We start from the raw sequence: 25,752 nt of genomic DNA, 5'->3' as shown, positions 1-25,752 counted from the left end.
GAAGGCACAAAAAATAAATGTCAGAAATTCAAATAAGGAAAGAACCAGGTTTCTTTAGAAACCCGGTTCTGCTAATTATATTGTAAACTTACCCTTGAAATTGCGGGACGTTGACAAAAAATCTTTCGTCCTGTTCTTTCCGCAACTGGTCGATCAGCCGGCCTTCAGGGATAATCACATCATCATAAGTGAGTGCACGATCTTTGGGCACATCATTTTTCAGCACGCAGCCTTCGGCCAATCCCATAGGAAGCAGTCGTTCTTTGTAAACGACGTCGGCATTTTCAGCTTCGCCATAGGTCATATACCAGCCGATTCCGTCGAGCGTCTGTCCTGCTTTCAGGTCAATTTTGGCGGTAGTGATGACATCGACATAGGGCTTATCTTTAGGGACCAGCGTAGCATCACCAAAAAGCACAGCTCTGGCGATACTGTTGGGTACTTCAAAGTGGCACAGGTGGTATGGGCGGAAAAAGGAATAAATTGGCCCTTCACCCAGTTTGTACAGATTCAGATAATGTCTCTGACGTGGGTGGTCGGTTGTCGCATAGACAAATACACCCGGTCCAGGCGCAGCGCCCACGCAATAGTCCACAATACCCGGACCTTCGAGGAGTTCTTCCTGCGGCCAAAGGCCCGTCATGGTATCCACATGTCTGCCTCTTTCCACCTCAAAGCCGTACATGCCTCTTTTTGCTACCCGCATGCCAGTGCCATTCGCGATAATCGCCTGTTCGAAAGAAATTTTGCTACCATCGGCAAAAGACGTCACCATGTGAGCTTTTTGTCCCCATTGGCGGGCAAACCCTTCCTGCGTGGTTGGGTTGCGGTATGGATCCTGGAGACCTTTGATATTCCCACAGAGGACCGGGCGGAGACCAATACCTACTACCATCCGGTAGAGGTTCATGGTTACCCCTGGCTGGTCGCCATCGGCGTTGGTAATGATAATCCCCGCTTTATCGGCTTTTTCTTTCAGAATCGGCCCAATCGTACCATCGACCTCAGCATTCATCGAGATAAGGTGTTTGCCGTTGTCGATACAAGTCATAGCGACATGTGCGCCAAACTCGACGGCACCGGTTACGTCCAGTACGACGTCAATATTCCCTGCCGTGCAGATAAGCATGGCATCTTCCGTTACGGCAGGTTTGCCGGATGCGATGGCATTTTCGAGTGCGGTCAGCGATGACACTTCGGTTACGTCTTCAATACCGGCTTCATTCCATGCCTGATAAGCGGCGGGAAGCGTACGGTTGGAAATGGCGACGATATCAATTCCTTCAAAACCGTGAACCAGTTGAAGTACCACGCCACGGCCCATAAAACCAGCGCCAACCATTCCTACACGAATTCTTTTGCCTTCAGCGGCAAATTTGGCAAGAGCCTGATCTACGATAATCATATATTTTCTTCTTTTACTAAAAATGCTTCTTCTGTAAAATCGGGCCAGTTTGCATCCTTATCGGAGATAACGGTAGGTGCCATCGGCCATTCAATGCCAAAGGCGGGATCGTTGTATTTTACCCCACCCTCAAACTTGGGCGCGTAAAACTGAGATACCTGATAGGTGGCTTCTGTATCGTCAACCAATGTCATAAATCCATGGGCAAAACCTTCAGGCACAAACAGCATTTTATAATTTTCGGCGGTGAGCTCTACACCGATCCACTCCTTGAAAGTAGGAGAATCGGGTCTGAGGTCGATGATCACGTCCAGCAATGCCCCGCGGGTACAACGAACCAGTTTGCATTCGGCCCAGGGTGCGCGCTGAAAATGCATACCTCTGAGCGTACCCTTGTAGCGGCTTCTGGATACATTAGTATTGACTACTGCCGGATTCAGCCCGTGTTCTTCAAACTCGCGCTGGCAGTAAAAACGGGCAAACATCCCCCGGTCATCCTGAAAGGGGGTTGGTTCTACGATAAAAGCTCCTTTTAATTTGGTTTCAGTGAATTTCATACTACCAGGCTTAATTTATTATCAACTTGTCCTTTTTCCAGAAGGTCGCGTATTACATTTAGACGCATGAGCATAGAATTTCTGAAGTCAGCATTGCCAAATCCTATGCTACGAAGGCCGTCAACCAGTCCTCTGACGGAAGTATTCAGATCATATTGTGGCTGGTGATCCGGAGCGATCGCCGCAAATTTATCAAAGTTGACGCGGTAGGAACGTTTGTCAGGCGCGGCATTTTCATTCACAGACACTTTCACTTCTGGCAAAATCTCCTGAACGGCGAGAGCCAGTTCTTTTACCTGATAGTTCCACACATTGCTGCCTGTATTGACTACGAGATAGTCCCCTTCGGAAGCATCGCGGTTGTGAGACCAGCGGATCGCACGGGCCATATCCAGCACGTTGATCAGCGGACGCCAGGGTGTGCCATCGCTGAGGATGGAAATTTCGCCGGAAGTAAGAGCACCTGCAACAAAGTCGTTGAGTACCAGATCGAGACGCAGTCTTTCGCTCATGCCACAAGCAGTAGCAAAGCGGTGGCAGGTGACCTGGAAATTGCTGTCAGCTAAAGGTGCCAGATCCGTCTCAGAATAGATTTTGGATTTGGCGTAAGCTGTCAAGGGGTTGAGGTCAGAAGATTCCGTACGGGCATCTTCTCCGGCGGCACCGTAAACGCTGCAGCTGGACGCAAAAATAAATTTTTTCACCCCATGCTTTTTGGCGAGTTTAGCGATATTCACATTCGCCCGGTAGTTGATGTCCATGGTAACCTCTTCAAACTGGTTTCCGATGGGATCATTTGAAATAGCAGCAAGGCTTACCACAGTGTCAACCCCCTCAAGAATCTCTTCAGGGAATTTTCTTACATCACCATAGTACTGCATGTCCAGGTAAGACTCCGGACTGATCGTATTGCTGGTAAGATGTTTGGCAAAGTACCCGATATCAAAGCCAATCAGGGTGGTTTCAGGATGGAACTTTCTAAATTCCTTGACCAGGCCAGGGCCGACATAACCTAAATTTCCGGTGATTAATACTTTCATGTGTGAAATACTAAAATCAGATGTTGATAATCATTAGTTTATAGAACAAAATCATAGATTGCTTCCGGTGTGCAGATAGTTCAAATTTAGTACCGGATCGATTGGCTTCCAGATGACAATTTGAATATTCTTACATTTCAGGAGGAAAAGTTTGCGCAAAATGTCAATACTACTCAGGAGGTCATATGGGTTGACAAATTTTTCCGATACAAAAATTAAAAAATTCCCGATTGGGAAAACCTCTTTCAGCGTAAACGGGAACTAATGGAGGGTAAAGCCAACATTCTTACGGATAAAAAGCTTTGTTCATAAGATCATTGGTTTTCTGCCCGTTCTATCTGAGAGAATCATAAAATATCCCTGCTTTCTGGTATTTTTGTACAAATGAAATCTGCAATAAAGGAAATAGACAACCATCCCAAAGTAAGGCTCACGATCCTGTTGGGGTTTATTCTTGCACTTACTGCTGTGGCGAGCATGAGTTTTTTTGCCTATAACAATGTAAAAGACCTTGCATTCAGCCTTCAAATCGCCATTAACCCGGATACTTTCTACAATGAACTGGGCCGCCTGGAAAAATCGCTGATTAAAAGCAACGAGAGTGTTAAAAACTACGCATTCACCCGCGAACCGGCAACTCTGAGCAGCTATGAACTGGAAAATGATGCCATTCTATTAAAACTCAAAAATCTGGATAGATTCACTGTTGGGAATACGAATCAGTCAGAAGCGATTCATGTTATCAATGACCTGATTCTGGGACTTATGAACATCAATGACTCCATCATTTACCTTGGCGACGAAAAGGGAGAGGTTATCAAGATGTTTACTGATTTTACTCAAGATCAGATTCAGGAACTTTCCAAAAAAGATTTTAAGGAAGAGTCTTTGATTTCTGCTGTGCCTGAAATCAAACCCAGACCTCAGGTTCAAACAAAAGAAGAGGAAGTTACTGAAACCGAGGATACATCTGAAGAAACCAAAAAGACAAAACGAAACTGGATTTCTTTCCGGACCAAAAGCCGGAAGAAAAAAATTATAACGGAGGAGCCGCCCGTCAAACTGCCAGAGCCAGATACGATCATTATCTATGACTCCATTACCTACAAGCCCAAATTTAATACAGAGGTTATCCCCGCCAAAGAGATTGAAAAACTCAAGGCAACTACAGATGATAAGATCAGTGAAGTAGCTTTCAGGCAGAGTATTTTAACGGACAGCATTATTGAACTTACGGAAAGGGGGAACTTACAAATGACCCGTATCAGGGTTGAGTTTGAGAAACTCAACAAAGCAAAGGAAATAGAAAAAGGAAATATCGTGGTTGATGCTGGTGTATTAGTTGACAAAACACTTTTCCAACTGAAAGTTTTTGGATCTGTCCTGATTTTTGTTTTTGCGCTTTTGCTGGGGGTCATTTATGCAGACATGAACCACAATCACCGGCTTCAGGCAGGACTGGTAAAGGAAAAAGCACGCGCAGAAAAACTGGGAAAGGCCAAAGAAGAGTTTCTCGCCAATATGAGCCATGAAATTCGCACGCCCATGAATGCAGTCATTGGTTTTGCAGAACAGATGGCGGAGACGCCACTTACCTATGACCAAAGGAAATTTTTAAATCCTATCCGCAATTCTGCCAAATACCTGCTGGGCCTGATCAACGATATCCTCGACTACTCCAAAATTGAGTCAGGAAATTTTCGACTTGAAACCATTGGATTTCGCCCCACGCAGGTAATCGAATCTGTAAAAGATACATTTTCTCATAGCGCAGCGTCAAAAGGCATATCGCTGATTTGCGAAACTCAAGGAGATCTTCCTGAAGTAGTGAAGGGTGATCCTCTTCGCGTAAAGCAAATGCTGTTTAATCTTGTCAGCAATGCGATCAAATTTACCCTCGAAGGCGAAGTGCGGCTTACTGTTTCTGCCGGAGATATAACCAGTGGTCAGAAAATATTAAAATTTGAGGTTGCAGACACCGGTGTGGGTATTCCGCAGAAAAGTATGGATAAAATTTTTATGGATTTTGAACAGGCTGACAATACAACCACCCGCAAATATGGCGGCACAGGCCTGGGACTTTCCATCACCAAAAAGCTGGCGGAAATGATGAATGGGGAAATAGCTGTTACCAGTGAAGAAGGCATTGGTACAAAAGTCTTGTTGAGCATTCCATTTACCCAGGGTACGGAAGCAGATCTCGTGGAAACTATCACAGCCAAAGCCCGGCAAACGGGTCTCTTAACCGGTAAAAAGGCGCTGATTGCGGACGATGAGCCCTACAACCGGCTGCTGATCAAAACCATTATGGACAAATGGGGCGTACTGGCAGATGTCGTCGAAAATGGCAAAGAGGTAATGTTTCATCTCGACAGAAGTCCAGCCTATGACTTTATCCTGATGGACCTTCAAATGCCTGAAATGGATGGATTTGAGACTTCCTCAAACATTAGAAACCAGCTGAGGTTACAACTCCCTATTCTGGCGCTTACCGCTACCGCAACTCCTTCCGAAATTCAAACCATTGAGAGCAATGGAATGAATGGCTACCTTCTCAAACCTTTTGATCAAAGTGAACTTTATGGCCGGCTTGTTAGTTTATTGGGTCTTAACGGAAACGATATGTCTGTAGAGAGCAATAAAAACCAACCCGAAGAGCCGTCTTTTTCCCCAACAGGGCAAAACACCTACAACCTCGACCAACTGTTTCACCTCGCCAACCAGGACAAAACTTTTGTGGTGAGCATGCTCAATATTTTTATTTCCAATGCGACCAGCAATCTGGAAAAGCTGACTAAGGGTGCGTCAGCCGCAGACTGGGACACCGTAAGTATGTCTGCTCATAAAATGATCCCACCAAGCCGTCACCTGGGGCTGGATGGGATCGTGGAGAAGTTAAAAGCCATCGAACTCGATACCCAGAGTCGCAGCAATCTGGAAAAAATCCCCGGCGACGTGGAATCAGTTTCGAAAGAGATCGAAGAGGTACTCGTTGAGATCCGAAAGGATGTGGAGCGGTTGAGTAGTTAAACTATCGCCCTACCCTCACCACACCTGCTCCGTGATACGATTTGTACGCCGGGTCATACATCGCTTCTGCGCCTATTGCCGGTAGCTGGAATGTTCCGGTATTTACCACGCGGAGCATATAGTAATATTTCTGCACCTTTTTGGCGGGGAGGTCGGTAAATAATATCAGCCTGTCGTCCCGCACGTCCATATAGGCGGGAGTAAACTGATCTTTCGCCTCGTTGACCCATACGAGGTCAGCAGATGTGCTGATCCGTGGGTTTTCTATCTCAAATCCCGCCGGTACAAGGTCTGAGATGACGATATTCTCCACACTCTGTTCTCCGCCTGTCAGGCTGATTTCGGCTACGATCAGGTCGCCCTGACTGAATGTGGTAGTTTCGTTGCCAAACCGGCTGAAGTAGGTTCTGCGCACCGACATTCCGTCGTCCACTTCTTTCACTCCGTTGAGCGGTACTCCTTCTGTTGACCAGAAGGCATAGGTCTCCCCGCTTCCGGTGGCTTTGAGAGTGATTTCCTTTCCGTTCAGGAGTTCGGCGGGAATATTTTCGCTGCGCGAAGTGATCTTGCGGACGGACTTTCCGTCCACCAGCACCTCGACATCGACGTCGGAGCCTGACTGCTTGCCCGCCGCCTTGCCGAGGGCAAGGAAGGTCCATGACCTGTCCTGGGTAGACCAGATCTTATCGCCCATTCCACTCAGGTATTTCACCATTTGGGGAATGCGTTTGTTGGAAGGATCTACATCCAAAAGCACATTCAGCATAATGGCATTGGCCCTGACCTCGGAGTCAAAACTTCCGCCTGAAGTCCTGCGACAAGCTTCTGGTTCGAAGGTTTTGGGCAGAATTTCGTTGTAAACGTTGTAGTTATTGTTGAGGGCAAAAGCTCCCGCCAACAGGTATTTGGCGTCGCCGGAAAGCAGCTCGGGACGGGCGCGATAGTAGTTCATCGTCGAAACGTCGGCACGCCCGGCAAGAGAAAGTACATAGAGCGAATAGACTATTTCTTTGTCTGCAATCTGGTAAGTTGCCCGCACATCGCCGTTGTAGCTCACGTACTGAAATGTGCTTTTCGTCACAGCCTTTTTCGACAGAAAATCCAGGGCTTTGTTTAGCACATTTTTATCCACTTCATACCCGGCTTTTTCCGCCTCCACAAGAAAATGTGTAGCATACACCGAACCCCACCAGTTGTAATAAGTGCCGTTTGACCAATAGCTAAACGAGCCGTCGTACCGCTGCATGCCTTCCAGTTTTTTGATACCTTCCTTCACATAATAGACAGGATTGCCTCTTTTGTAAAGGTCAGCCGCAACCAGGGAAGCCAGTTCGTTGAAATACAACTGAGGAAACAACTGCGAGGTCGTCTGCTCCAGGCATCCGTGCGGATAACCCACAAGGTAGCGGAGGTGCTGGCTGAATTTTACCGCAGGGAATGAACTGATCGTCAGGTGTGTGGTGCGTGTACCTGCCAGGAATTTTTCATTGATTTTTACGGTTTTGGTTTCGCCTGCTTTTAATGTATTCCATTCGCTTTCCACCACAAACGGAGCGCTGGGGCGAATACCAATTTCAATTTCTTCTTTTACATTATCCAGTCCTGATGACTCAAAGGTGAGTTTACCTGTACCGGTTTCTTTTCCGGTAAGCAGCACAAACTGAGCCGTAGCGGAGCCATTTGCCGGAACATTTACGCTTTGGGAAGAGTTGGAAGATATCTTCATCGTTCCCGCCACATTCATCTTCACACTCACATTACCCGCTTTGGCAGTTGTATTCATCACGGTTACCGGAATCACGAGCGAGTCATTGACCGTAAGAAAACGAGGCACCGAAGGCTGGAGGATGACATCATCGCTGACTTTCATCGCCTTTTCTGCCGAACCAAACCTTTTGCCCTGATATGCTACTGCCATCAGCCTGATCTCTCCATTGTACTGAGGTATTTCGACAGGAATGCGAACTTCTCCACTGCTGTTTGTTCGTTTGATTCCCGACCATTGCGATACCAGTTGGAACCGTTTGGATTTGATGGGGTTCAGTCTTTTTGCGCTTTCATTTTCATCGCCGCCTGCCGGAGAAGACCTGACAGAAGCAATTTCAGGGAGAAGATATTGGTACAGATCAAAACTCTCTACAGAGAGTCTGCGGCGCGCATACATATATTCGTAAGGATCGGGCGTCTTAAAATTTTTAACCTGAAGAATCCCTTCATCCACCGCTGCAAGGGTAACAAATATATCCTGCCCGGCGCCTGCTTTTACGGTTACATACTGCGTAGTACGGGGTTTGACTTTTCCTTCCGGGGCTGAGATAGATACTTCCAGCTTATTTGAAGGTTGCGTTACCTCTACTGTCGCATAGCCATGGCCGACAAGGAAAGGCACATTATCATCGGCACTGTGCGGGCGGAAAAGCGTAGCTGTAATATAGACGTTGGGCACATACTGATCATTGAGGGGAATGGGAATCTCCAGAGAATTTTTATCCATGTCCACATAAAAATGCTCCATGACTTTTTCCCGCTCAATCGTTACAAGCATTTTCCCTGTAAATGGTGCCACAAATAAGGCCTTTGCCTGTTCGCCGGGTTTGTAGGTCTTCTTATCCAGAATAATTTCCACCTGCCCTTCTTTGTTGATTTCAAAGGAAGAGGCAGTCGCATCACCCCATCGGTAGGCATAGAAATTTTTCTTCACATAATCGCTGCTGCCTCGTTTGGAAATGCGCAACTCATGTTCACCGGATTCATTTGTCCGGAAGGTATAGGCCTGGGAAGTACTGGAAAGTTTCAGTGGCTTTTTCCATTCTGAAACTTCTTTTTTCACCGAGCGGTACTGATACTGCCCGCTGTAATTGCTTTTTTCAAGAACAGTTCGCCATTCCATCCGCACCAGTTCGACTTCCACATCCAGGCTGCTGATCTGCTTATCGTCAGGCCCTACCGCTACCAGATCAAACGAGAGGTCTTTATTTGTACCAAAGTAATAACCGGCAGAACGTATGCCGATAAATGATTTGGAGGGGTATGCATTAAAATCAACAGAACGACTGACCGTACGCCCGGTAACATCAAACACGCTTACAGAAGCGGTTCCTTTGACAAATCCGCCACTCTGAATCTGCGCGGGGAAATTATAAGTGATGGTCGCCTTACCTTCATCATTGAGTTTTCCTTCAAAAAAATCATTATCCATATAGGAATCCTGATTGCTGTAGGAGGCAAAATCGTAATTGGGAAATTTACTACTCCTGAATGGCTGATGGCGAAGGCGAACGTCCATTTCGTATTTATGCCCTGCTGCGGGTGTGCCAAACAGATATTCAGAGGAAACCTCTATTTTTAACGGCGTGCCTGGTTCAAGTGTTTGTTTGTCTGCAGCGAGGTTTACACGAATTTTATCCGGGACAAATTCCTCCACACTAAACCGGTAGGAAGACAAAAATTTATCACTTCCGGTATAAAGTTCTGCCACATACTGTCCGGTCTGCGCAAAAGACGGAATATCCACTGCCAGCTCAAAAGAGCCTTGTTCGTTGAGTTTTTTCTGATAGGATTCGAGGGTTTTTCCTGTCGGGGAAATGACTTTGATGTTAACAGGTACATCTGTTACCGTTTCGAGGCTGGCAGTACGCAATACAGCAGAAAGGTGTGCGGTTTCACCAGGTCTGAAAATATTCCGGTCAGAATAGATAAAAGCATCATAATTGTCATCTGCGACAAATTTGCCCCCCACATCGTAGCGGGAAGTTTCGACCTGGGTTGCCATCAGATCGACAAAGTTAAAATCTTCGCCCAGCTCTGCCGTGACCATTCTCGGCTCAAAACCTTCGGCATCTTTGCGCAGGTTGGGAAAACGCACAATACCTTCGGCATCGGTGGTTCCGCTGACGAGGGTCTGGTTATTGGCAGATATCAGGCTGATATTCACACCGGCAACAGGCTCCGCTGTTTTCAGGGAATTGACAAAAACCAGCAGTTCATTCGCACTGTGGCGGGCAATCAGCCCAAGGTCGGAGACAGAGACAATTTTGGCGTCCTGCATCCAGTAGTCATCTTCGGACCTTACTTCGACGATATAAATACCCTTAAACCGGTTGTTGAGTGCGCTTTCCAGGTTAATAGTATGGGATTGTCTTTTGTTGCGCGCATCTTCAAAATCTATGTCTGCCTCATAGAGCGATTTGCCATAATAATCCACGTCGTAATAAGAGGCATCGTCGTAATCATTTTCCCGGTAATAGGAGTAAAACCGGTTGCTGTAGCTGTAGTTGTTGTAGAAGAAAAACAGGAGATTATTTTTGAAAACCTGGTACACGCGCATTTTTGCGTTGGAGACATTGGTACCTTCTACATTGATATTTTTCAGGCCGCTTCGAAGGAGATAGGTTCCATATTTATCTGCAAATCGCAAGCGCGGCTCAAGGTCAGCGAGGACAATATTTTGAGTAAAATCATTTTCGAGCGTGCCTCCATACAGACCGGGAAGTCCCGATTTTATTTTAAAGTCCATCATACTGCCGGCCACCATTTTGCCCTCTATCCGGAACCGGTCTTCACTTACGGTAAAATTGAGTTTGGAAGGTTTGGGGTTGAGAGTAATGTATTTTGCCAACTGATCTTTGTCCACTTCCTGAGTGGTAGTAACCTCAATCCATCCACCGTCGTTGTCAAATCCCGAGCTCACTCCTGTGATGGCGAGCCGGGTGATCCCGGGCAATTCTTTCTCAACCACCCGGTCTTCGGAAAGCGCAGTCTTGTCGAGTACCGAGTTGAGGCCTTTTTTCAGGGTAATCCGGAAAGCCTGGCTCTCTTTATTTTGCTGCATTTCACCAAAATTGACAGCAATCACATCGGTGGACTGTTCGCTGACCACCTCAAAATCGGTATAGGGTTTGCCCCCGATAGAGACCTCGAGATATTTGGAAACTTCTGCCGGCTCTACAGGGTAGGGAAACATCAGGTTTGCCTGTACTGTGAGGCGATGATCAGAGCGAGGAATCTTTTTCCAAAAAAATTCTACACCTGAGAGGTCAAAATAGGGAGTATGAAAATTAAAATTCTCAAACTTGCCACTCAGTTTCGAATCTCCCAATACGAGCTTTTTGTCAATTGAAGCTTTATAATCCTGACTGGGAAGCAAGGGCTGGTCGGGAGAAAATAACAGAGTTTGAGGTGAAACCCATTTAAATTTACCTACAATCGGAGGCTCAAATACGACAAAAGCATCACTCAGCCATTCATCTGACTGCGTTGCAGGTGCCAGTGCGTGTGAAAACTCAATGGTAAACGACTGCAATGGCTGCACTTCTCCCTGAGGAGAAAAGTCAACAACTTTTACGGTGTCCCGGTTACAAGCTGTGAGTACAATCAATAGGGAAAGCAACGCGGGCGTAATAGCTTTTAGGAGATTCATGGTCTGGTTTTTAGATTTTTGGGGAGTTGCTGAAAATTACAAAGGAATTGCCGTTTTTCCGATTGCGAAAGGATAAAAAATAATTTGTGCGAATTTTTACAATTCCTTACATCCGGAAAATGTCAGCATCATTTTTGTCAATTCTTCATGTATTCCAATTTATGTACTAATTGAATCGTGAAATATTTTTTTATAGTTCTCACCTTTCTCACTTTGTCTGCCTGCACATTATCGAAAACATACTACAGAAGCGGAAACGCGGTAATTCCTACGGTTGCTGAACCTCAGCAAACCAATTCGTCCGCTTCTGGTGTCGTGGTAAGATTAACGGTATTTGATCTTCATGGCGAAATTGTGGCCATTTATTCCGACACCAGTACTTCTGTCCGAAGTTTTTGCTCCAATGAAACACCTGAAGGGCTTCCTTCGGGTATATATTTTTCACAAATAGCGATCGGAGACCGGGCATTTACGACAAAAAAACTCCGCATCCGGTAGGATATTGTAAACCGCATACTTTTGTAAATTGCGGCATGAAACAACTATTTGATCGCTACATTGCCCATACTTCGGAAGAGCCTATCGGTATGGAAATAGAAAGAGGCGAGGGCGTTTATCTCTATGGCCCTCACGGCCGGAAGTGGCTGGATTTTATCAGCGGCATATGTGTAACCAATGTAGGACATAGTGCGCCCGAAGTGGTGAGGGCGATCCAGACACAAGCGGCTTTGTATCTTCACCCCATGGTATATGGGGAAGCAGTCATGGGACCGCAGGTGCAGTACGGCGCAAAAATCATCGAATTGCTGAACAACAATCTTAAAAAAATTTACTTTACCAACAGCGGCGCGGAAGCAACTGAAGGTGCGCTGAAAATTGCCAAAAAATATACAGGAAGGGGAGAACTTGTTTCCTGCTACAACGCCTACCATGGCAGTACCCATGGTGCGCTGAGTGTAGGCGGAAATCCTAAAAAAAAGGTGGGATATGGCCCACTGCTGCCGGGTGTCAGTCATATTCGTTTTAATCAGGAGGAGGATCTTGACCAGATCACGGACCAAACCGCAGCAGTTATCATTGAAGTGATCCAGGGTACGGCAGGAATCATTTTACCCAAAGACAACTATCTGCAGAAAGTGCGTCAGCGCTGCGATGAAACCGGAGCGCTGATGATTTTGGATGAAATCCAAACGGGTTTTGGCCGCACCGGAACCATGTTTGCCCTTCAGGGATTTGAGGTTGAGCCTGATATTTTGCTCCTGGCAAAAAGTCTGGGAGGCGGTTTACCATTAGGTGCATTTGTGGCCAAGGAAGAGATCATGGCGGTGATTCAGAAAAATCCCATGTTTGGTCATATTACCACCTTTGGAGGAAATCCGGTCAGCTGCGCCGCAGGACTTGCAGCGGTAACCAAAATACTAGACGAAGATCTTATGGCCCAAATGCCTGCAAAAGAAGCTATTTTGCGCCAGCGACTCAGGCACCCCGCCATTCAGGAATTGAGAGGTAAAGGGTTGCTTTTCGGCTTAATCTTTGAAACCTTCGAATTTGCAGAAGCCGTGCGAAAGGTCGCTTATGACAAAGGGTTGCTTACCCTGGGCTTTATCAATATTGACAACGGACTCAGAATTTCGCCACCGCTGACGATTACCGAAGCCGAACTTCACACTGCCTGCGACCTGATGCTGTCGTCTGTCGGGGAAGTATGGAACAGCAGATAGCCTATTCCTCTTCCCTTTCAATATACCGTAGGAGGCGGGCTTCAGCTTTTATCGCTTCGTTGTGGTAGGTATGTTTTTCGTTGGCTGCAATGGCATTAAAAATATCATTTGCCCTGGGAAAATCGCCTTTCAGGACATAGGCGAGGCCGAGATAGATCTCTGCCTTTTCGGAAATAAAGCCCGATCTTTTGAACGAAAGGGATTTTTCAAGCCAGAAAACCGCTGTGTCTGAATGTTTTAACTCCAGATGGGTAATGCCCATATAACAGGCAAGTGTATCATTTTCAGGACCGGTTTTAATCAGGTCTGTAAAGCCTGCCAGCGCTTTTTCGTAATTTCCTTCACGGAAAAAGGCCATTGCAGAAGCAAATTGGGCGGAATGACCCGGCGTATTTTTCAGCAATACCCCTTTGTCGGAGGGAATATCTTCGCCATGTATTTCAGCAAACAGCTTTTGGGGAGACCCAGACGTTGAGGTTGAGACATAATAGCCCAAAGGCAGCAGTATTGCTACGACCAGCCCCGTCAGAACTGCAGTAATCCTGAATGTCCGAAGGCGGTTTTTGCCTTTGGGGGGTTGAAAGTCATCTGGTTTAGCCTCCATAGTGCAATGGTTCTCCATTGCAATCTACGAAGGAAATTGATTATGCCAATCCTGCAATGATTGCGATAATCCCAATGATCACACAATAAATGCTAAAATAGTACAGTTTTCCCCCTTTTACGATGCGAAGCATGAAGGTACAGGCAAATAATCCAGAAATAAAAGCCGAAAGAAATCCGGCCAGGGCAATGTCAGTGCCCATACTCCAGACCGCTTCACCTTTGGCCATATCGACAATGTCGAGCAGTGCTTCGCCAAAAATTGGGATCAAAACCATGAGGAAGGAAAATTTTGCAGCCTGACTCCTGTCAACTTTCAGCAGAAGCGCCGTGGCAATGGTCGCTCCTGAGCGGGAAATCCCCGGCAAAATCGCCACCATTTGGGCAAGGCCGATGATGATGGCCTCGCCAAATCCTACGGGTTTCTCTGATGTCCTGACACGCGTAGTGAGAAAAAGAAGCAGGGCAGTGATAAGGAGCATACAGCCGACCAGCACGATTCTTCCTTCGAATAGCACTTCCAGCTCATCTTTAAAAGCGAGCCCTACAATCCCAACCGGTACGGCAGAGAGAATCAGTTTTGCGGCATATTCGATGTATTCGCGCTGAAGTCTGATGATACTGACCAGAAGTTGAGCAATATCTTTTCTAAAAACGATGACGGTACTGAGTGCGGTAGCAATGTGGACGAGGATGGAGAAATCTATCCCTACATTCTCCGTATTCAACAATACTTTTCCCAGTTCGATGTGACCACTACTACTTACAGGCAAGAATTCTGTGAGTCCCTGGACGATACCAAGGATAATCGCTTGTATAATATTCATAAATTATTCTGAAACCACCTGATCTTTTGCGGCGGCCGGTTTGTACATGATAGCATAAATTATGCCGACAAATCCTGAGACAACTACAATCGGAGCAATATGCAGAGAAATGGAAAACTGCGTTGCATCGACAAAGTTATCTAATGACATCAGATAAAAACCGAAAGCAATGAGTGCCACACCTGCGAGGAGCAGGATATAGTTCATTCGCACAAAAGGCAGCACCATAGAAGAATGATTGGTTGAACCGGCGCGGCTTTCCGCAGCAGTTTTCGAGATGGTGGGCGAACTTGTGGTCACCATCTTTTTGGTCGTTGGTTTCGATTTGCTCATAATTACATCAATTCGTCCAGGTTTCTGTTTAAATATTTATTGACTGCGAAAAAACTGCCGGACAAACCTAAAGCGAGTCCAAATAACACAATTCCCGCTAATAATCCAATTAGTGTACCGCCCAGAGAAAAGCTCCCGCCGAGGTTCATCGACTCCAGCCAGCGGCGTAAAAATACCACCGATATGATCAGCAAACCACTGGCGATCAAACCGCCAAGCCCGCCTTGGGTAAGGCCATTAATTAAAAATGGCCTTCTGATAAATCCCTGCGTTGCGCCGATAAGCTGCATACTTCTGATCGTCAGTCTTTCCGCATAAATCGCCAGGCGGATCGTGCCGAAAATCAGATAAAAACCTATTCCTACCAGAATCAGCCCTACAGTGAGGAATGCCAGGGATATGATCTGAATATTACGGTTGAGATTGATGATCATATCTGCCGGATAGGCGACTTCTGCCACAATCCGCTCCTGAGAAAGGGTCGTCTGAATTTCCGCAAGTTTGTCTGCGGCTATATAGGAAGGATATAGATTTACATTAAAAGATGCCAGCAGCGGGTTTACCCCATCCATCATCGATTTCACATCTTCGCCTGTTTTTTCCAGCATGATCTCCCCCGCTTCTTCTTTGGATATATAGCGGAGTTCCCGCACAAAAGGCATAGCAGCCAGGCGGGACTCCAGATCTTTTAATGCCTCTGTTTTGATCCCATCGTGCAAAAACACCTTCATCACAATGGCCTCACGGGCATTGCGGGCAAAAGCTCCCCCAAATAAAATCAGGGCGAGGAATAATCCGAGGAAAAAAAGTACCAATGAAATACTGAGCAGCGAAGTGACATAAGTACTTCGCGATTTGCTCTTCAGATATCTCGTTTGATATGGTAATTTATCGGTACGCATTTGCCTCAAAGATAATTGCAAATTTCTGAATATGATACACGTACCCGGATCGTTGGTTCAAAAACCTCCTTATTCCGCATCATTTATGTGATGTACCACACGTTGCGGAAAGGGAATTTCAATTCCGGCTTTGTCAAGCGCTTCTTTGGCATCTTCCAGCACACCAAAATAGACGTCCCAGTAATCAGCAACTGTTGCATACGGCCTTACGGCAAGCACAACAGAACTGTCACCCAGTTCGCTTACGCTGACGGAAGGCGCAGGCTTTTCCAGTACTTTCGGATTGTTGACCATTGCTTCCATGATCACAGAGCGAGCGGTTTTGATATCTGCCTTATAGCTGACGCCGATTGAAAGGTCTACGCGCAACTCATTGAGTGTCGTAAAGTTGGTGATTGAGCCATTGGACAGAGGGCCGTTGGGAAGAATAACCGTTTTACTGTCGGGCGTTTTTAGGGTGGTTACAAAAATATTGAGCGCAGTAACGTGGCCGATATACCCTTGTGCTTCAATCAGATCACCCACTTTAAAAGGGCGGAAAATGAGGATCAATACCCCACCGGCAAAATTGCCCAGACTGCCCTGGAGGGCAAGACCTACAGCCAGACCGGCTGCACCCAAAATAGTTACAAAAGAAGTAGTCTGAATACCCAGAATGCCGGCTACGCTGATAAAAAGCACCGCCTTGAGGGAAATACTGATCAGATCGGAAAAAAACGTGCGAAGCGTAAGATCCATACTTCTGACTTCCATCGCTTTTCTGGCTACGCGGGTTACCCATTTGATCAACCACAAACCAACAATAAGGGTAACCAATGCCAGTAATATACTTTGGTAATGTGCCAGTACCCAGTTTTCCAGTTCTTTCATAATTGTTTCTACCATGGTGTTAGAGGATTAAATAAAACTTTCATACAGGGGTAAAATTATAAAAGTTATTCAAATACTCTTTCATAAACTCATATTTTCAAGCAACCTGAACTAGTCAGCAGAACCATCCTTCTTAACAAAAATACTCAACCACAACCCGCGGGAAACCACCATCACATAAGGCGCAGTCAGCAAAATCACCAGACTGATGGATATGATGTATTGTAAGGGTTCTGTGCCTCCGGCCAGATAAACCACCGCGGCACACAAGCCGATCATAAATACCTGGATCACATAACTGATCATGGCTGCGCCAAAATAAAACCCCGGCTCAATCACAAAATCCTGTCCGCAATTCGGACATTCATCGGGCATTTTTCCCATTGTGCTGAAATTATAGGGGTTTTGATTGATAAATAATGGGGCATTGCAACAATTGGGGCACTTCATCAACAGTGCCGCTCCTACCCTTGAGCAATTCTTTTTATGTGGTGTTATCTGATCATTCATCGATTTTTGGCTTATTTGCAGCGACGCGATAAATTTAGGTACTACTGAATGATTATCCTAAAGATTATGTAAATTTAAATTCGTAACTAAACGCGCGGAGAGATGTCAAAATACGAAAAGTGGATTAAAAGTCCGAGCCATTTTCTGTCGATGACTGGCTACCGGGTAGCAGATTTCGAACGGCTGTTGGCAGAATTTGGGCCCGTCCACGATGCCTATTTGAAAAAGCATGAGTTGAACGGGAAGCCCAGAAAGGGTCTTCGGCGAAGTGTGATCTATCAAAATAGTCCCTTACCGAGTCATGCCGAGCGGCTGTGTTTCATTCTGTTCTATTTGAAACATAATCCGGTACAGGAAGTGCAGGCAGAGGTGTTTGAGATGGAACAGGCCCAGGCGAATGTCTATATCCACGGTCTTCATACGATACTGCAACTGGCCCTGGAACAGAGCGAAAGTATGCCTGCCCGCACCGAAGCGGACCTTCAGACCGCGCTGGAGAACCAGAGCGGGAAGGAATTACTGCACGATGGTTCCGAACGGGAAGTGCCGCGTCCGCAGGATACCGAACAGCAAAAAGCGCAGTACAGTGGGAAAAAGAAAAAACATACGGTCAAAAATGCGTTCCTTGCCACGATGCTCGGAGTGATTGTGTATGTGAGTCCCACTTATGCGGGCAGTGTCCATGATAAGCGGATGGCGGATAGTTATTCCATTCCCGCAGGCTTTCGCCTATGGCAGGATACCGGTTACCAGGGGTATGCCCCGGCAGGGGTAGAGATTGTTCAGCCGCAAAAAAAGCCCAAAGGCAAGGATCTCACCTCCGAACAAGTCCAACAAAACCGGGACATATCCCGGGTAAGGGTCAGAATCGAGCACTTTATCGGCGGGGTGAAGCGATACCGGATGGTGAAAGATGAGTGCCGCGCCTATAAAAATGACTTCCGGGACACCACCGTGGGCATTTGTACCGGCCTCTACAACTTTCGAGTAGCGCATAAATTACCCCAATACCCTGATTTTCAATGAAATCTAATTTACATAATGTCTCCTATTCTGCTTATATGACGACATCATTTTCCCAGTCCAATCGCCCCGACACCCTTTATGATCTGCTTTCCCTTGCTTCTCAACAAAAAGGGGAAGAGACCGGCCTATCTGCATTTTTTCCTCCTGAAAAATATCGCCAACCGAAACAATGGTCTTTTGCAGAAGTGCTTCAGGAAGTCAACCAGACAGCCAATATGTTTCATGCGCTGGGTATAAAAAAAACAGATACCATTGCCTTTCTGCTACCCAATATTGCAGAATCTTGTTTTGTTTTCTGGGGAGCAGCTTCTATTGCCACTGTTTTCCCTATTCACCCCGGGCTGGAAGCCTACCAGATTGGCGATCTGCTCGAACAATCTGAAGCGCGTATTCTGGTGACGACTGCTCCTTTTGCAGAATCAAATCTTTGGGACAAGATTGAACTTATCCGACCGCATTTGTCCTTTGTAAAAACCATTCTGCAAATTGATCTCGTCGATTACCTCAGCACGCTGCAAAAGGCCAGTATGCGGTTTACTCTGAGAAAAAAAGGAAAAGCCGAAAAAATTTCAGGACAGGAAATCGGCGACTTTAACCGCACAAGGGCCAAATTTTCGGAAGATTCGTTACTTTCTGCCCCGCCGCAAAGCCAGGATATTGCTGTATTGCTTCATTCGTCTGGTACACACCACGAACCGGAAATCAGGCCTTTTTCTCACGAAAAACTCCTCCTTTCAGCGCAAAAGCTGTTAGCGGAGCCTACGGGTGATCAAACTACCGCTATATGGTCTTCATATCCCATCAGTCATGGTATGGGGCTGGTTGGCGGCAACATTATGCCCTGGTTATCAGGCAGGGAAATTGTTTTGGGCGAAGTCTCCGGACCGGAGATGATCGACCAGTTGGGTATTGGATTTACGTTAGATGGCAAACCTTTTCCCAACACGCACATGGAAGGGCCGCTTTGGCAGGAACTACCATTTCTCAGAGAGATTCAGACCGGGGAAAGCCTGGTAGATCTGGACAAAGTAGAAAAAATCACTGCCAGCCACCCGCATGTAGAAGCAGTTGTGGTAATTCCTTCTCCCGACAACCAACTCGGATGGGTTCCTGTAGCTTTTATCCAACCGAAAAAGAATATACAGATTTCCCCTAAAGCAGTATATGACTTTCTGGTAAAGGCTATGCCTGATCCGGCAATGATTCCCCAGGGAATACGGATTGTCGATCAGATGCCCCTAAGCATCACAGAAGAAGCCGCAATCTATCAGCTCACCCGGGATGAAATTGAAACCACCATCCGGAAAATCAGCCATGTAACCAAATGCAAAGCGGTTTGCCATTCCGACGGGAGCTGGTCTGCATACGTTGGACTCTCATCCCCTACTCACCAGGAGGAATTTTTACAGAAAACAAAAGGCTTTCCGGTTGAAATCATTTTCTAAATCAGGGGTTATTTTTTCCTAGCCCTTTGTTGAAAGGCCACGAATTTCCGATACAGATCTTCGACACGAATGACCACAAATCGGGGTGCCTAAGGTTATTTGTCTTTCATTCGTCCGCCTGTCTGCCCGGCAGATGGTTATCTTTTTCTACACCTATTTGTAATAGCTATTTTGTTTTAAGATACATATCAAAAAACTTTTTACGACAAATGTCGTAGACCATTTTGAATTACGACAAATGTCGTATATCTTTGAATCATAACTTCTATTAGCCTTTAGCTATTAGCTATTAGCCTTTAGCCTTTAGCTATTAGCCTTTAGCCTTTAGCTATTAGCCAATACCCAACAGCCAATACCCAACAGCCAATACCCAACAGCCAATACCCAACAGCCAACACCCAACACCCAACAGCCAACAACCAACAGCCAAAACCAACAGCCAAAACCCAACAGCCAAAACCCAACAGCCAATACCCAACAGCCAATACCCAACAGCCAAAACCCAACAGCCAAAACCCAACAGCCAATAACCAACAGCCAACACCCAACACCCAACAGCCAACAACCAACAGCCAAAACCAACAGCCAAAACCCAACAGCCAAAACCCAACAGCCAATACCCAACAGCCAATACCCAACAGCCAACACCCAACAGCCAATAACAATTAAAATGACTCCATCACCCGGCGAACTTGAAATACTACAGATCCTATGGGAGCATGAGCCTGCCACAGTACGGTTTGTGCATGAAAAATTGTGTGAGACCAAAGAGGTAGGCTATACCACTACACTGAAACAAATACAGCGAATGACTGAAAAGGAAATGGTCGTGCGTGTTTCCAGCGGAAAAGTGCATGAATATAAAGCGCTCATACGGGAATCTCAGGTTAAGAAAAACCTTTTTGGCCAGTTGGTTGACGCAGTGTTTAAGGGCTCCGCCATGGACCTGGCGATTCATGCTTTAGGGCAATCGCGCCCTTCATCGGCAGAATTGGCTGAGTTGGAGAAATGGCTGGAAGAACAAAAGAAAGGAGACCCATCATGATGAATGCAAATATTTTTACACAAGTAGTTCACAGCCTTGGATGGGCGATCCTCCACAGCCTTTGGCTGGGGCTGGCAGCTGCCGTTGTGCTTTATATCCTCCTGAATTTATTCAAACAAAGCACACCGCTTATCAGATATCATATTTCGGTTCTCACCGGTCTGGTATTATTCTTCAGCATAGGTTATGTCTTTGTTGGGGAATATCTGGAGCAGTCTTCATCGGTGGAAATCACCTTTGGCACACACTCAGGATATGAGGCGCAAACCACAAACCCACAAAACCATGAGCCTGTTTTCAGGCAAATACTATCCGCCATTGGCCAGACCTGGCGGCAGTACACCCCGCTGGTTGTAGCGATTTGGTTTATCGGCGCACTTTTTTTTGCCGGTCGGCTGGCAGTAGGATATTCGGGGTTGGTCAGGCTGAGTACAAAGCAGACATTTGCCCCTCCAAAAGAATGGAGTGCCAGACTGCAGGTGCTTGCCAAAGAGGCCGGAATCAACCGCAGCGTGCGGTTGCTGGTTTCCCAGCTGACCGAAGGCCCTGTTACCCTCTGGCATTTTCGGCCATTGATCCTTATCCCCGCAGGTATGCTGAGCGGCATGTCGCCCGACCATGTAGAAGCCCTGCTTATGCACGAACTGGCCCACATCCGGCGGGCAGATTTTCTGGTAAACTTATTTCAATCTTTTATAGAAACCGTTCTTTTTTATCATCCGGCAATGTGGTGGATTTCCGGCCGAATCCGCGACTTACGCGAAGAATGCTGTGATGATCGCGTATTGGCTACAGGCAGAGACGTGCACATCTATGCCGAAGCGCTTACGCAGGCTTATTCCTTTTATTTATCACCCAAACCACAGTTAATTATGTCAGCAACTGAAAAAAACGGCCATTTCACAGCGCGGATTCAACGCCTGTTTGGCATCACTCAACCCACAACCAAAACGGGAAAAAACCTGCTAAGTCTGGTGATTTTGCTCACAGGTTTTGTCACTTTCGCATTTCATACACCTCCCCAGCCTCAGCCCCTTACGGCAGCTATACCCGAGCTTCCATTCATACAACCTTTTACACCTACGCCCTCTCTGATTGCTTCCGTAGAACCTGAATCGCCAGCAGCTACTATGTCCCAACCTGTCATCCCTGCAACGATCAAGGAAGAGTTTCGGGTTGTGATTCATTCAGGTATGACACGCGAAGATCTCGCAGCGCTGAAAGCTGATCTCAAAACCAAAGACATTGACCTGATCATCAATGAGGAAGAGTATACCACCAGCGGCAAACTCTCAAAAGTTGTGGGCAGGATCAAATTTCCTGATGGAAACTCCGGCAACTTCAGCGGATCGGGCACTAATATGCGTGTAGAAATTACCCGAACCTACGAAAATGGAAAAGGCAGTGCCCTCAATATCTGGGTCGGCAGTGGAGCAGGAACACAACCTGCAATTCCCACTCCGCCCACTCCACCAGTCGTTAACGGAACCGCAACGATTACAGCCGCTCCGGCAACGGCCTCATCACCGGGGGCTCCGGCTGCTGTTACCATCCACTCTGCCGCACCGGGGGCTCCGGCTGCTGTTTCAATCACGCCTGCAACTCCCGTGGTTCCTGCAACTCCGGCGGCTCCGGCAGTTCCTGCAACTCCGGCAGTTCCCCCCATACCTGATGTACCCGCAGTAGATGCGATCGACGGAAATTCAATCATACAGATCAGGCCTGAAACTGATACCCCGCCCCTTTTCATTTTGAATGGAAAAAAGCAAGAGGATGACTCTATGATCAAAACCCTTGATCCGGATATGATAGAGAGTGTTTTTGTATTGAAAGGCAAAAAGGCCACAAAAAAATATGGCGAAGCGGGAGCTAACGGTGTGATTTTAATTGAAACCAAAAAGGAGAAAAAATAAGTCCGCTGGTCTTATCTTGTGGAAAACGTAAGCGAAACTTTCAGCGCAAGGTTTTGTTTCATATCGGGCAACTGATAGGCGCCATAACGATAAAAAACACCGCCGCCGAAACCCAGATAAGCGATATTGAGATAGTTTATCCTGAAAATCTGGTTGACAAGCAGGCCGCTTTCGTAATAGCCCTTCTCCATGGTCTTAAATTCAAATCCCTGATGTTGCGCAGGATTGGCCAGATTCCCATAACCAATTCCCTGCACAAGCGATATCCGGGGTTTGAATTTTTGTGTTTGAAATAATAATGAACCAAAGTCCTGCCGGATAAAAACATGGGCATAGCGGTCAGAGAGAAACTCATAAAGCCCCATCGTCTGAAAATAATTGTCCAGATACACCCATACACTTTTGCTTTTGCTGCCCGGCCCATGAAATAATAAAGGCGCAGGAATTTCGCCATTTGCCAACCCTCCCCGTACCTGTATATGTGTATCGCCCCACTTTTTGGTTTTGAATGAATGTGAAATCCCGGCCTCTACTTTCGAATAGGGAATTTCTCCTCCTGCAATTTCATCCAATCCCTGAACCACAATCGCCGAAAAAACCGGGTATTTGCTCCCCATTGATATTTTCTGCCCAAAGGATTCGACAATCCGCTCCTTATAAGCATACCGAAACCGAAGAAAAGCTTCGGCTACCTGATAATCTCCTGACCATTCCGTACCATTATCCCGCATAAAGAAATAATCATAACCGGGAGAACGACTATAGGCAACTCCGCCCAGAGAAATTTTTCCGTAGCGAAAACCCCGGAAACTCAGCTCCGCCTGTTTCCAGTCCGTACGATCCATCCGCGAAGTCATAAATGAACGCACATTGGTAAGGCCTCTTTCCGTATCAAGACGCGACTGCCCCGGCTCCATCACATCGTGCCACCAGGCAGTATATATTTGCACATCGTGTCGGGGAAAAAAATTCAAAGTGAGATCGGCCCCGTATTTCCAGGCTTTATCCCGAAATCCATAACCGAAATACCCACCGATGGAAAACCATTCGGAGAGGCCTTTTCCTGTATAAAGTCCCAGTCCGGGACGATTTCCCTCATACTCATTGAAAACAAACAGCTTATTGATATCCACCTCCAAAAACTTCCAACCCAGTCTCCCACGGGACAATTTTTCAGCCTGATTGAGGATTCCGTCAAAATTATTTTTCTGGCCTATACTATCCATAAAAGTATAGGTGCGATTTTCCCTCTCAGTGAGAGAATCGATGCGTTGTCCGGTCCAATACCGCAAATCTTTTTGTCCGGCATTTTTTTCCATACGCACATTTTCCAGCCCAAAATCCTTCTTATCAATCGAAGGGTTTAGCTGGATATCGCGTATATAGCTTTGTCCACTGGCTTTCATTCCCACATTCTTTTGCGGGTAATTGCGGATAATCAGTTCAAAATTTAGTTGTTCGGGAAACCATTTTTTTCCGTCAATACGGCTATAAAGCTGCTCAATTACAATATCCATCAGCCCTGGTTCTGCGGGCCTGGCAATGACATTCTGAACTGCGTATTGATAGGTATTGATATATAAATGGCCCGTGAGCGCATCAAATTTTTTCCCTTTTTGGGGCGAAAACGCCACGATATACACCGTATCTTCTTCTCCGTAAATGGTATCCTGAATAGAAAAATCGTACCGGTTGAGGCTTCCGTCTGCGATTGGATTTACAAAAGACCGGTCAAGGATAGGAATAATTTCCTGATAAAAGGAAAAAGGCTGAATGTCAGTAGCGAGCGATGCAAACAACGGATTTTTAAATCCGGATACTTTCGTTGCCGTTATCACCTCCTCGTCCTTGTCGGGAAAGATAAATTTCCGTTCCGTAACAGACTCCATGATAAGCAGCCCCATCTTATCGGCCAGCCGGTCTAATTTGGCCAGACTGGTATCCTGTTTTCCCGTTCCGAAGGTAAACAGGTCGTAATTGATCTTGTTGTAGGATTTGTAGGAGAAAGAAGGCAGGCGTTCGGGGTTGTTATTCTTTTTGTTTTCAATCACCCTGCGAATCAGTTTTTCCGTTGGATTTTTGTCGCCCAAAATCAGCACTTCCTGTAGTTGAAGGGTTGAAGGCATTAGCGGGATCTCCATTAGCCCGTCAAAGACAGGGGCTGTTATTTTTGTTTTATAGCCCAGATAACTGATTCGAAGTTGAGAAACAGGCTGACTGGTACGAATCAGGAAATTTCCCTGAATATCAGCCGTTACGCCCAGCTTATGTTCTACATCAAATAATATATTGGCGAATGCCAGCGGTTCGTGGGAGAGGCTGTCCACAACTCTGCCCCTGATTTCAGTTTGGGCAGAAAGAGCATGCACAAAAAGGAAACCGCTGAAAAACAGGATTCTGCGGAGTGTGGGTCTGAAAAAAGCTGACATAAGGGAAAAACGATATACAGAAACGGTCTGTTGTAATTATTCTTCCAGTTCTTTTAGACAATCTTTAAGTTCCTGACAATGAATACCAAACATTTTCCGCACGTACCAGCGACTGGCGACGACGGCAAATCCTGCATACAGTATCATTATGACAAACAGCAAAGCCCAGATCGCAGGCGTAACATCAGACAGGGTCCGGCCTTCTTCCTGACTGCCCTTGTAAAATCCATAAAAGACACCTCCAGCCCCCAATACAGGTACGGCATACACAACCAGGTAAAAATAGAGTTTGACATAAAAATCAAGCGTAGTCGTAATCTCCTCCAGAGAAGACCGAAGATTTCCGGTAGTGATGGAAACCCGATTTAGTGCGCGGAATTTGTTCCAGTAGAAGAGAACAGATCCTAACACCATCAGGCATAACACCCCGATTTCAAAATTATTGAAAACCGTATTGGAGTATAGGGCCCATGCAATACCTCCAAGCGTAATCAGTACAAAGCCCCCCAGATCAATCATCATGTTGCGGTTGATTTTATCGAGGGCTGATTTACTTCTGGCGTGAAGCATAGCGTGAATTTCCGATGCATTTACCTGCATGGTTTCGGAAACATCATCAGCGTGCTCCTGCCAGATATATTTTAGTTCTTCAAGATTCATGTGTCTGACCTACGGTG

At 46.3% G+C, this 25,752-nt stretch carries 19 protein-coding genes; 6 read left to right on the top strand and 13 right to left on the bottom strand.

Translation table 11 applies throughout. The annotated features are described in order from the left end of the window. Positions 1-88: 88 nt before the first annotated feature. Genes R3D00_06625 through R3D00_06615 form a run of 3 tightly spaced genes read right to left on the bottom strand, consistent with a single transcriptional unit; the run spans position 89 to position 3,002 of the window. Complete coding sequence (locus tag R3D00_06625) at positions 89-1,405, bottom strand: Gfo/Idh/MocA family oxidoreductase (GenBank protein MEZ4772843.1); 1,317 nt, start codon at positions 1,403-1,405, stop codon at positions 89-91. Next, positions 1,402-1,962, bottom strand: coding sequence for a dTDP-4-dehydrorhamnose 3,5-epimerase (gene rfbC / locus R3D00_06620; protein MEZ4772842.1), 561 nt, complete (start codon positions 1,960-1,962; stop codon positions 1,402-1,404). Before rfbC ends, R3D00_06625 begins: the two co-directional genes overlap by 4 nt. Further along, complete coding sequence (locus tag R3D00_06615) at positions 1,959-3,002, bottom strand: NAD-dependent epimerase/dehydratase family protein (GenBank protein ID MEZ4772841.1); 1,044 nt, start codon at positions 3,000-3,002, stop codon at positions 1,959-1,961. The genes rfbC and R3D00_06615 overlap by 4 nt, the downstream gene beginning before the upstream one ends. Before the next feature lie 384 nt (positions 3,003-3,386). Here R3D00_06615 and R3D00_06610 point away from each other — a divergent pair, with 384 nt between their 5' ends. Continuing rightward, positions 3,387-6,032 carry an ATP-binding protein gene (locus tag R3D00_06610; GenBank protein ID MEZ4772840.1) on the top strand — a complete coding sequence of 882 codons (2,646 nt, stop codon included), beginning with the start codon at positions 3,387-3,389 and terminating at the stop codon, positions 6,030-6,032. A 1-nt stretch (position 6,033) separates the two neighbouring features. Here the strand turns inward: R3D00_06610 and R3D00_06605 are convergent, their stop codons facing one another. Together R3D00_06605 and R3D00_06600 are read right to left on the bottom strand one after the other, a co-directional pair. Next, the gene (locus R3D00_06605) at positions 6,034-11,451 is read right to left on the bottom strand and encodes an alpha-2-macroglobulin (protein ID MEZ4772839.1); all 5,418 of its coding nucleotides are present in this window, start codon (positions 11,449-11,451) and stop codon (positions 6,034-6,036) included. Positions 11,452-11,813: 362 nt separating this feature from the next. Next, the gene (locus R3D00_06600; protein MEZ4772838.1) at positions 11,814-11,966 is read right to left on the bottom strand and encodes a hypothetical protein; all 153 of its coding nucleotides are present in this window, start codon (positions 11,964-11,966) and stop codon (positions 11,814-11,816) included. 18 nt (positions 11,967-11,984) lie between these two features. Between R3D00_06600 and R3D00_06595 the strand changes: the two genes are divergently transcribed. Beyond that, positions 11,985-13,172, top strand: a complete 1,188-nt coding sequence (locus R3D00_06595; protein MEZ4772837.1) for an aspartate aminotransferase family protein — start codon at positions 11,985-11,987, stop codon at positions 13,170-13,172. Position 13,173: 1 nt separating this feature from the next. On the opposite strand, the gene R3D00_06590 is transcribed toward R3D00_06595, so the two are convergent. The 6 genes from R3D00_06590 to R3D00_06565 form a co-directional block, all read right to left on the bottom strand. After that, the gene (locus R3D00_06590) at positions 13,174-13,776 is read right to left on the bottom strand and encodes a hypothetical protein (protein MEZ4772836.1); all 603 of its coding nucleotides are present in this window, start codon (positions 13,774-13,776) and stop codon (positions 13,174-13,176) included. 40 nt (positions 13,777-13,816) lie between these two features. After that, complete coding sequence (locus tag R3D00_06585) at positions 13,817-14,602, bottom strand: undecaprenyl-diphosphate phosphatase (GenBank protein MEZ4772835.1); 786 nt, start codon at positions 14,600-14,602, stop codon at positions 13,817-13,819. A gap of 3 nt (positions 14,603-14,605) precedes the next feature. After that, the gene (locus tag R3D00_06580) at positions 14,606-14,935 is read right to left on the bottom strand and encodes a DUF3098 domain-containing protein (protein MEZ4772834.1); all 330 of its coding nucleotides are present in this window, start codon (positions 14,933-14,935) and stop codon (positions 14,606-14,608) included. A gap of 2 nt (positions 14,936-14,937) precedes the next feature. Further along, a complete protein-coding gene (locus R3D00_06575) occupies positions 14,938-15,837 on the bottom strand; it encodes a permease-like cell division protein FtsX (GenBank protein ID MEZ4772833.1) in 900 nt (299 codons plus the stop codon). Between the two features lie 69 nt (positions 15,838-15,906). Next, positions 15,907-16,722 carry a mechanosensitive ion channel gene (locus R3D00_06570; protein ID MEZ4772832.1) on the bottom strand — a complete coding sequence of 272 codons (816 nt, stop codon included), beginning with the start codon at positions 16,720-16,722 and terminating at the stop codon, positions 15,907-15,909. A gap of 96 nt (positions 16,723-16,818) precedes the next feature. Further along, positions 16,819-17,217 carry a DUF983 domain-containing protein gene (locus R3D00_06565; GenBank protein ID MEZ4772831.1) on the bottom strand — a complete coding sequence of 133 codons (399 nt, stop codon included), beginning with the start codon at positions 17,215-17,217 and terminating at the stop codon, positions 16,819-16,821. Between the two features lie 102 nt (positions 17,218-17,319). On the opposite strand from R3D00_06565, the gene R3D00_06560 reads away from it, so the two are divergent. From R3D00_06560 to R3D00_06545, 4 genes are all read left to right on the top strand, one after another. Further along, entirely contained in the window at positions 17,320-18,243 is a 924-nt protein-coding gene (locus R3D00_06560) for a transposase family protein (GenBank protein MEZ4772830.1), read from the top strand. Beyond that, positions 18,240-19,688 carry an AMP-binding protein gene (locus R3D00_06555; GenBank protein ID MEZ4772829.1) on the top strand — a complete coding sequence of 483 codons (1,449 nt, stop codon included), beginning with the start codon at positions 18,240-18,242 and terminating at the stop codon, positions 19,686-19,688. The genes R3D00_06560 and R3D00_06555 overlap by 4 nt, the downstream gene beginning before the upstream one ends. 670 nt (positions 19,689-20,358) lie before the next feature. Then, positions 20,359-20,733: a BlaI/MecI/CopY family transcriptional regulator gene (locus R3D00_06550; GenBank protein ID MEZ4772828.1), complete on the top strand. Its 375-nt coding sequence runs from the start codon at positions 20,359-20,361 to the stop codon at positions 20,731-20,733. Beyond that, on the top strand, positions 20,730-22,646 hold the full coding sequence (locus R3D00_06545; protein ID MEZ4772827.1) for a M56 family metallopeptidase: 1,917 nt from the start codon (positions 20,730-20,732) through the stop codon (positions 22,644-22,646). The genes R3D00_06550 and R3D00_06545 overlap by 4 nt, the downstream gene beginning before the upstream one ends. Positions 22,647-22,657: 11 nt before the next feature. Here R3D00_06545 and R3D00_06540 read toward each other — a convergent pair whose 3' ends face one another. Both R3D00_06540 and R3D00_06535 read right to left on the bottom strand, forming a co-directional pair. Continuing rightward, positions 22,658-25,075: a DUF5686 family protein gene (locus tag R3D00_06540; GenBank protein MEZ4772826.1), complete on the bottom strand. Its 2,418-nt coding sequence runs from the start codon at positions 25,073-25,075 to the stop codon at positions 22,658-22,660. 36 nt (positions 25,076-25,111) lie between these two features. Next, positions 25,112-25,735, bottom strand: coding sequence for a hypothetical protein (locus tag R3D00_06535; GenBank protein ID MEZ4772825.1), 624 nt, complete (start codon positions 25,733-25,735; stop codon positions 25,112-25,114). Positions 25,736-25,752: the final 17 nt, after the last annotated feature.

This window comes from Bacteroidia bacterium (assembly GCA_041391665.1).
Taxonomy (GTDB): Bacteria; Bacteroidota; Bacteroidia; order J057; family J057; genus JAGQVA01.
The sequence above is the reverse complement of the archived record's forward strand: the minus strand, read 5'-3'. Positions and strand labels throughout refer to the sequence as shown.

What these genes read in the sequence shown, in the direction of transcription:
- R3D00_06615 (MEZ4772841.1), bottom strand. Translation starts at nt 3,002, where the DNA reads ATGAAAGTATTAATCACCGGAAATTTAGGTTATGTCGGCCCTGGCCTG.
- R3D00_06570 (MEZ4772832.1), bottom strand. Translation starts at nt 16,722, where the DNA reads ATGGTAGAAACAATTATGAAAGAACTGGAAAACTGGGTACTGGCACAT.
- R3D00_06535 (MEZ4772825.1), bottom strand. Translation starts at nt 25,735, where the DNA reads ATGAATCTTGAAGAACTAAAATATATCTGGCAGGAGCACGCTGATGAT.
- R3D00_06540 (MEZ4772826.1), bottom strand. Translation starts at nt 25,075, where the DNA reads ATGTCAGCTTTTTTCAGACCCACACTCCGCAGAATCCTGTTTTTCAGC.
- R3D00_06605 (MEZ4772839.1), bottom strand. Translation starts at nt 11,451, where the DNA reads ATGAATCTCCTAAAAGCTATTACGCCCGCGTTGCTTTCCCTATTGATT.
- R3D00_06560 (MEZ4772830.1), top strand. Translation starts at nt 17,320, where the DNA reads ATGTCAAAATACGAAAAGTGGATTAAAAGTCCGAGCCATTTTCTGTCG.
- R3D00_06545 (MEZ4772827.1), top strand. Translation starts at nt 20,730, where the DNA reads ATGATGAATGCAAATATTTTTACACAAGTAGTTCACAGCCTTGGATGG.
- R3D00_06590 (MEZ4772836.1), bottom strand. Translation starts at nt 13,776, where the DNA reads ATGGAGGCTAAACCAGATGACTTTCAACCCCCCAAAGGCAAAAACCGC.
- R3D00_06610 (MEZ4772840.1), top strand. Translation starts at nt 3,387, where the DNA reads ATGAAATCTGCAATAAAGGAAATAGACAACCATCCCAAAGTAAGGCTC.
- R3D00_06585 (MEZ4772835.1), bottom strand. Translation starts at nt 14,602, where the DNA reads ATGAATATTATACAAGCGATTATCCTTGGTATCGTCCAGGGACTCACA.
- R3D00_06550 (MEZ4772828.1), top strand. Translation starts at nt 20,359, where the DNA reads ATGACTCCATCACCCGGCGAACTTGAAATACTACAGATCCTATGGGAG.
- R3D00_06595 (MEZ4772837.1), top strand. Translation starts at nt 11,985, where the DNA reads ATGAAACAACTATTTGATCGCTACATTGCCCATACTTCGGAAGAGCCT.
- R3D00_06580 (MEZ4772834.1), bottom strand. Translation starts at nt 14,935, where the DNA reads ATGAGCAAATCGAAACCAACGACCAAAAAGATGGTGACCACAAGTTCG.
- rfbC (MEZ4772842.1), bottom strand. Translation starts at nt 1,962, where the DNA reads ATGAAATTCACTGAAACCAAATTAAAAGGAGCTTTTATCGTAGAACCA.
- R3D00_06600 (MEZ4772838.1), bottom strand. Translation starts at nt 11,966, where the DNA reads ATGCGGTTTACAATATCCTACCGGATGCGGAGTTTTTTTGTCGTAAAT.
- R3D00_06575 (MEZ4772833.1), bottom strand. Translation starts at nt 15,837, where the DNA reads ATGCGTACCGATAAATTACCATATCAAACGAGATATCTGAAGAGCAAA.
- R3D00_06555 (MEZ4772829.1), top strand. Translation starts at nt 18,240, where the DNA reads ATGAAATCTAATTTACATAATGTCTCCTATTCTGCTTATATGACGACA.
- R3D00_06625 (MEZ4772843.1), bottom strand. Translation starts at nt 1,405, where the DNA reads ATGATTATCGTAGATCAGGCTCTTGCCAAATTTGCCGCTGAAGGCAAA.
- R3D00_06565 (MEZ4772831.1), bottom strand. Translation starts at nt 17,217, where the DNA reads ATGAATGATCAGATAACACCACATAAAAAGAATTGCTCAAGGGTAGGA.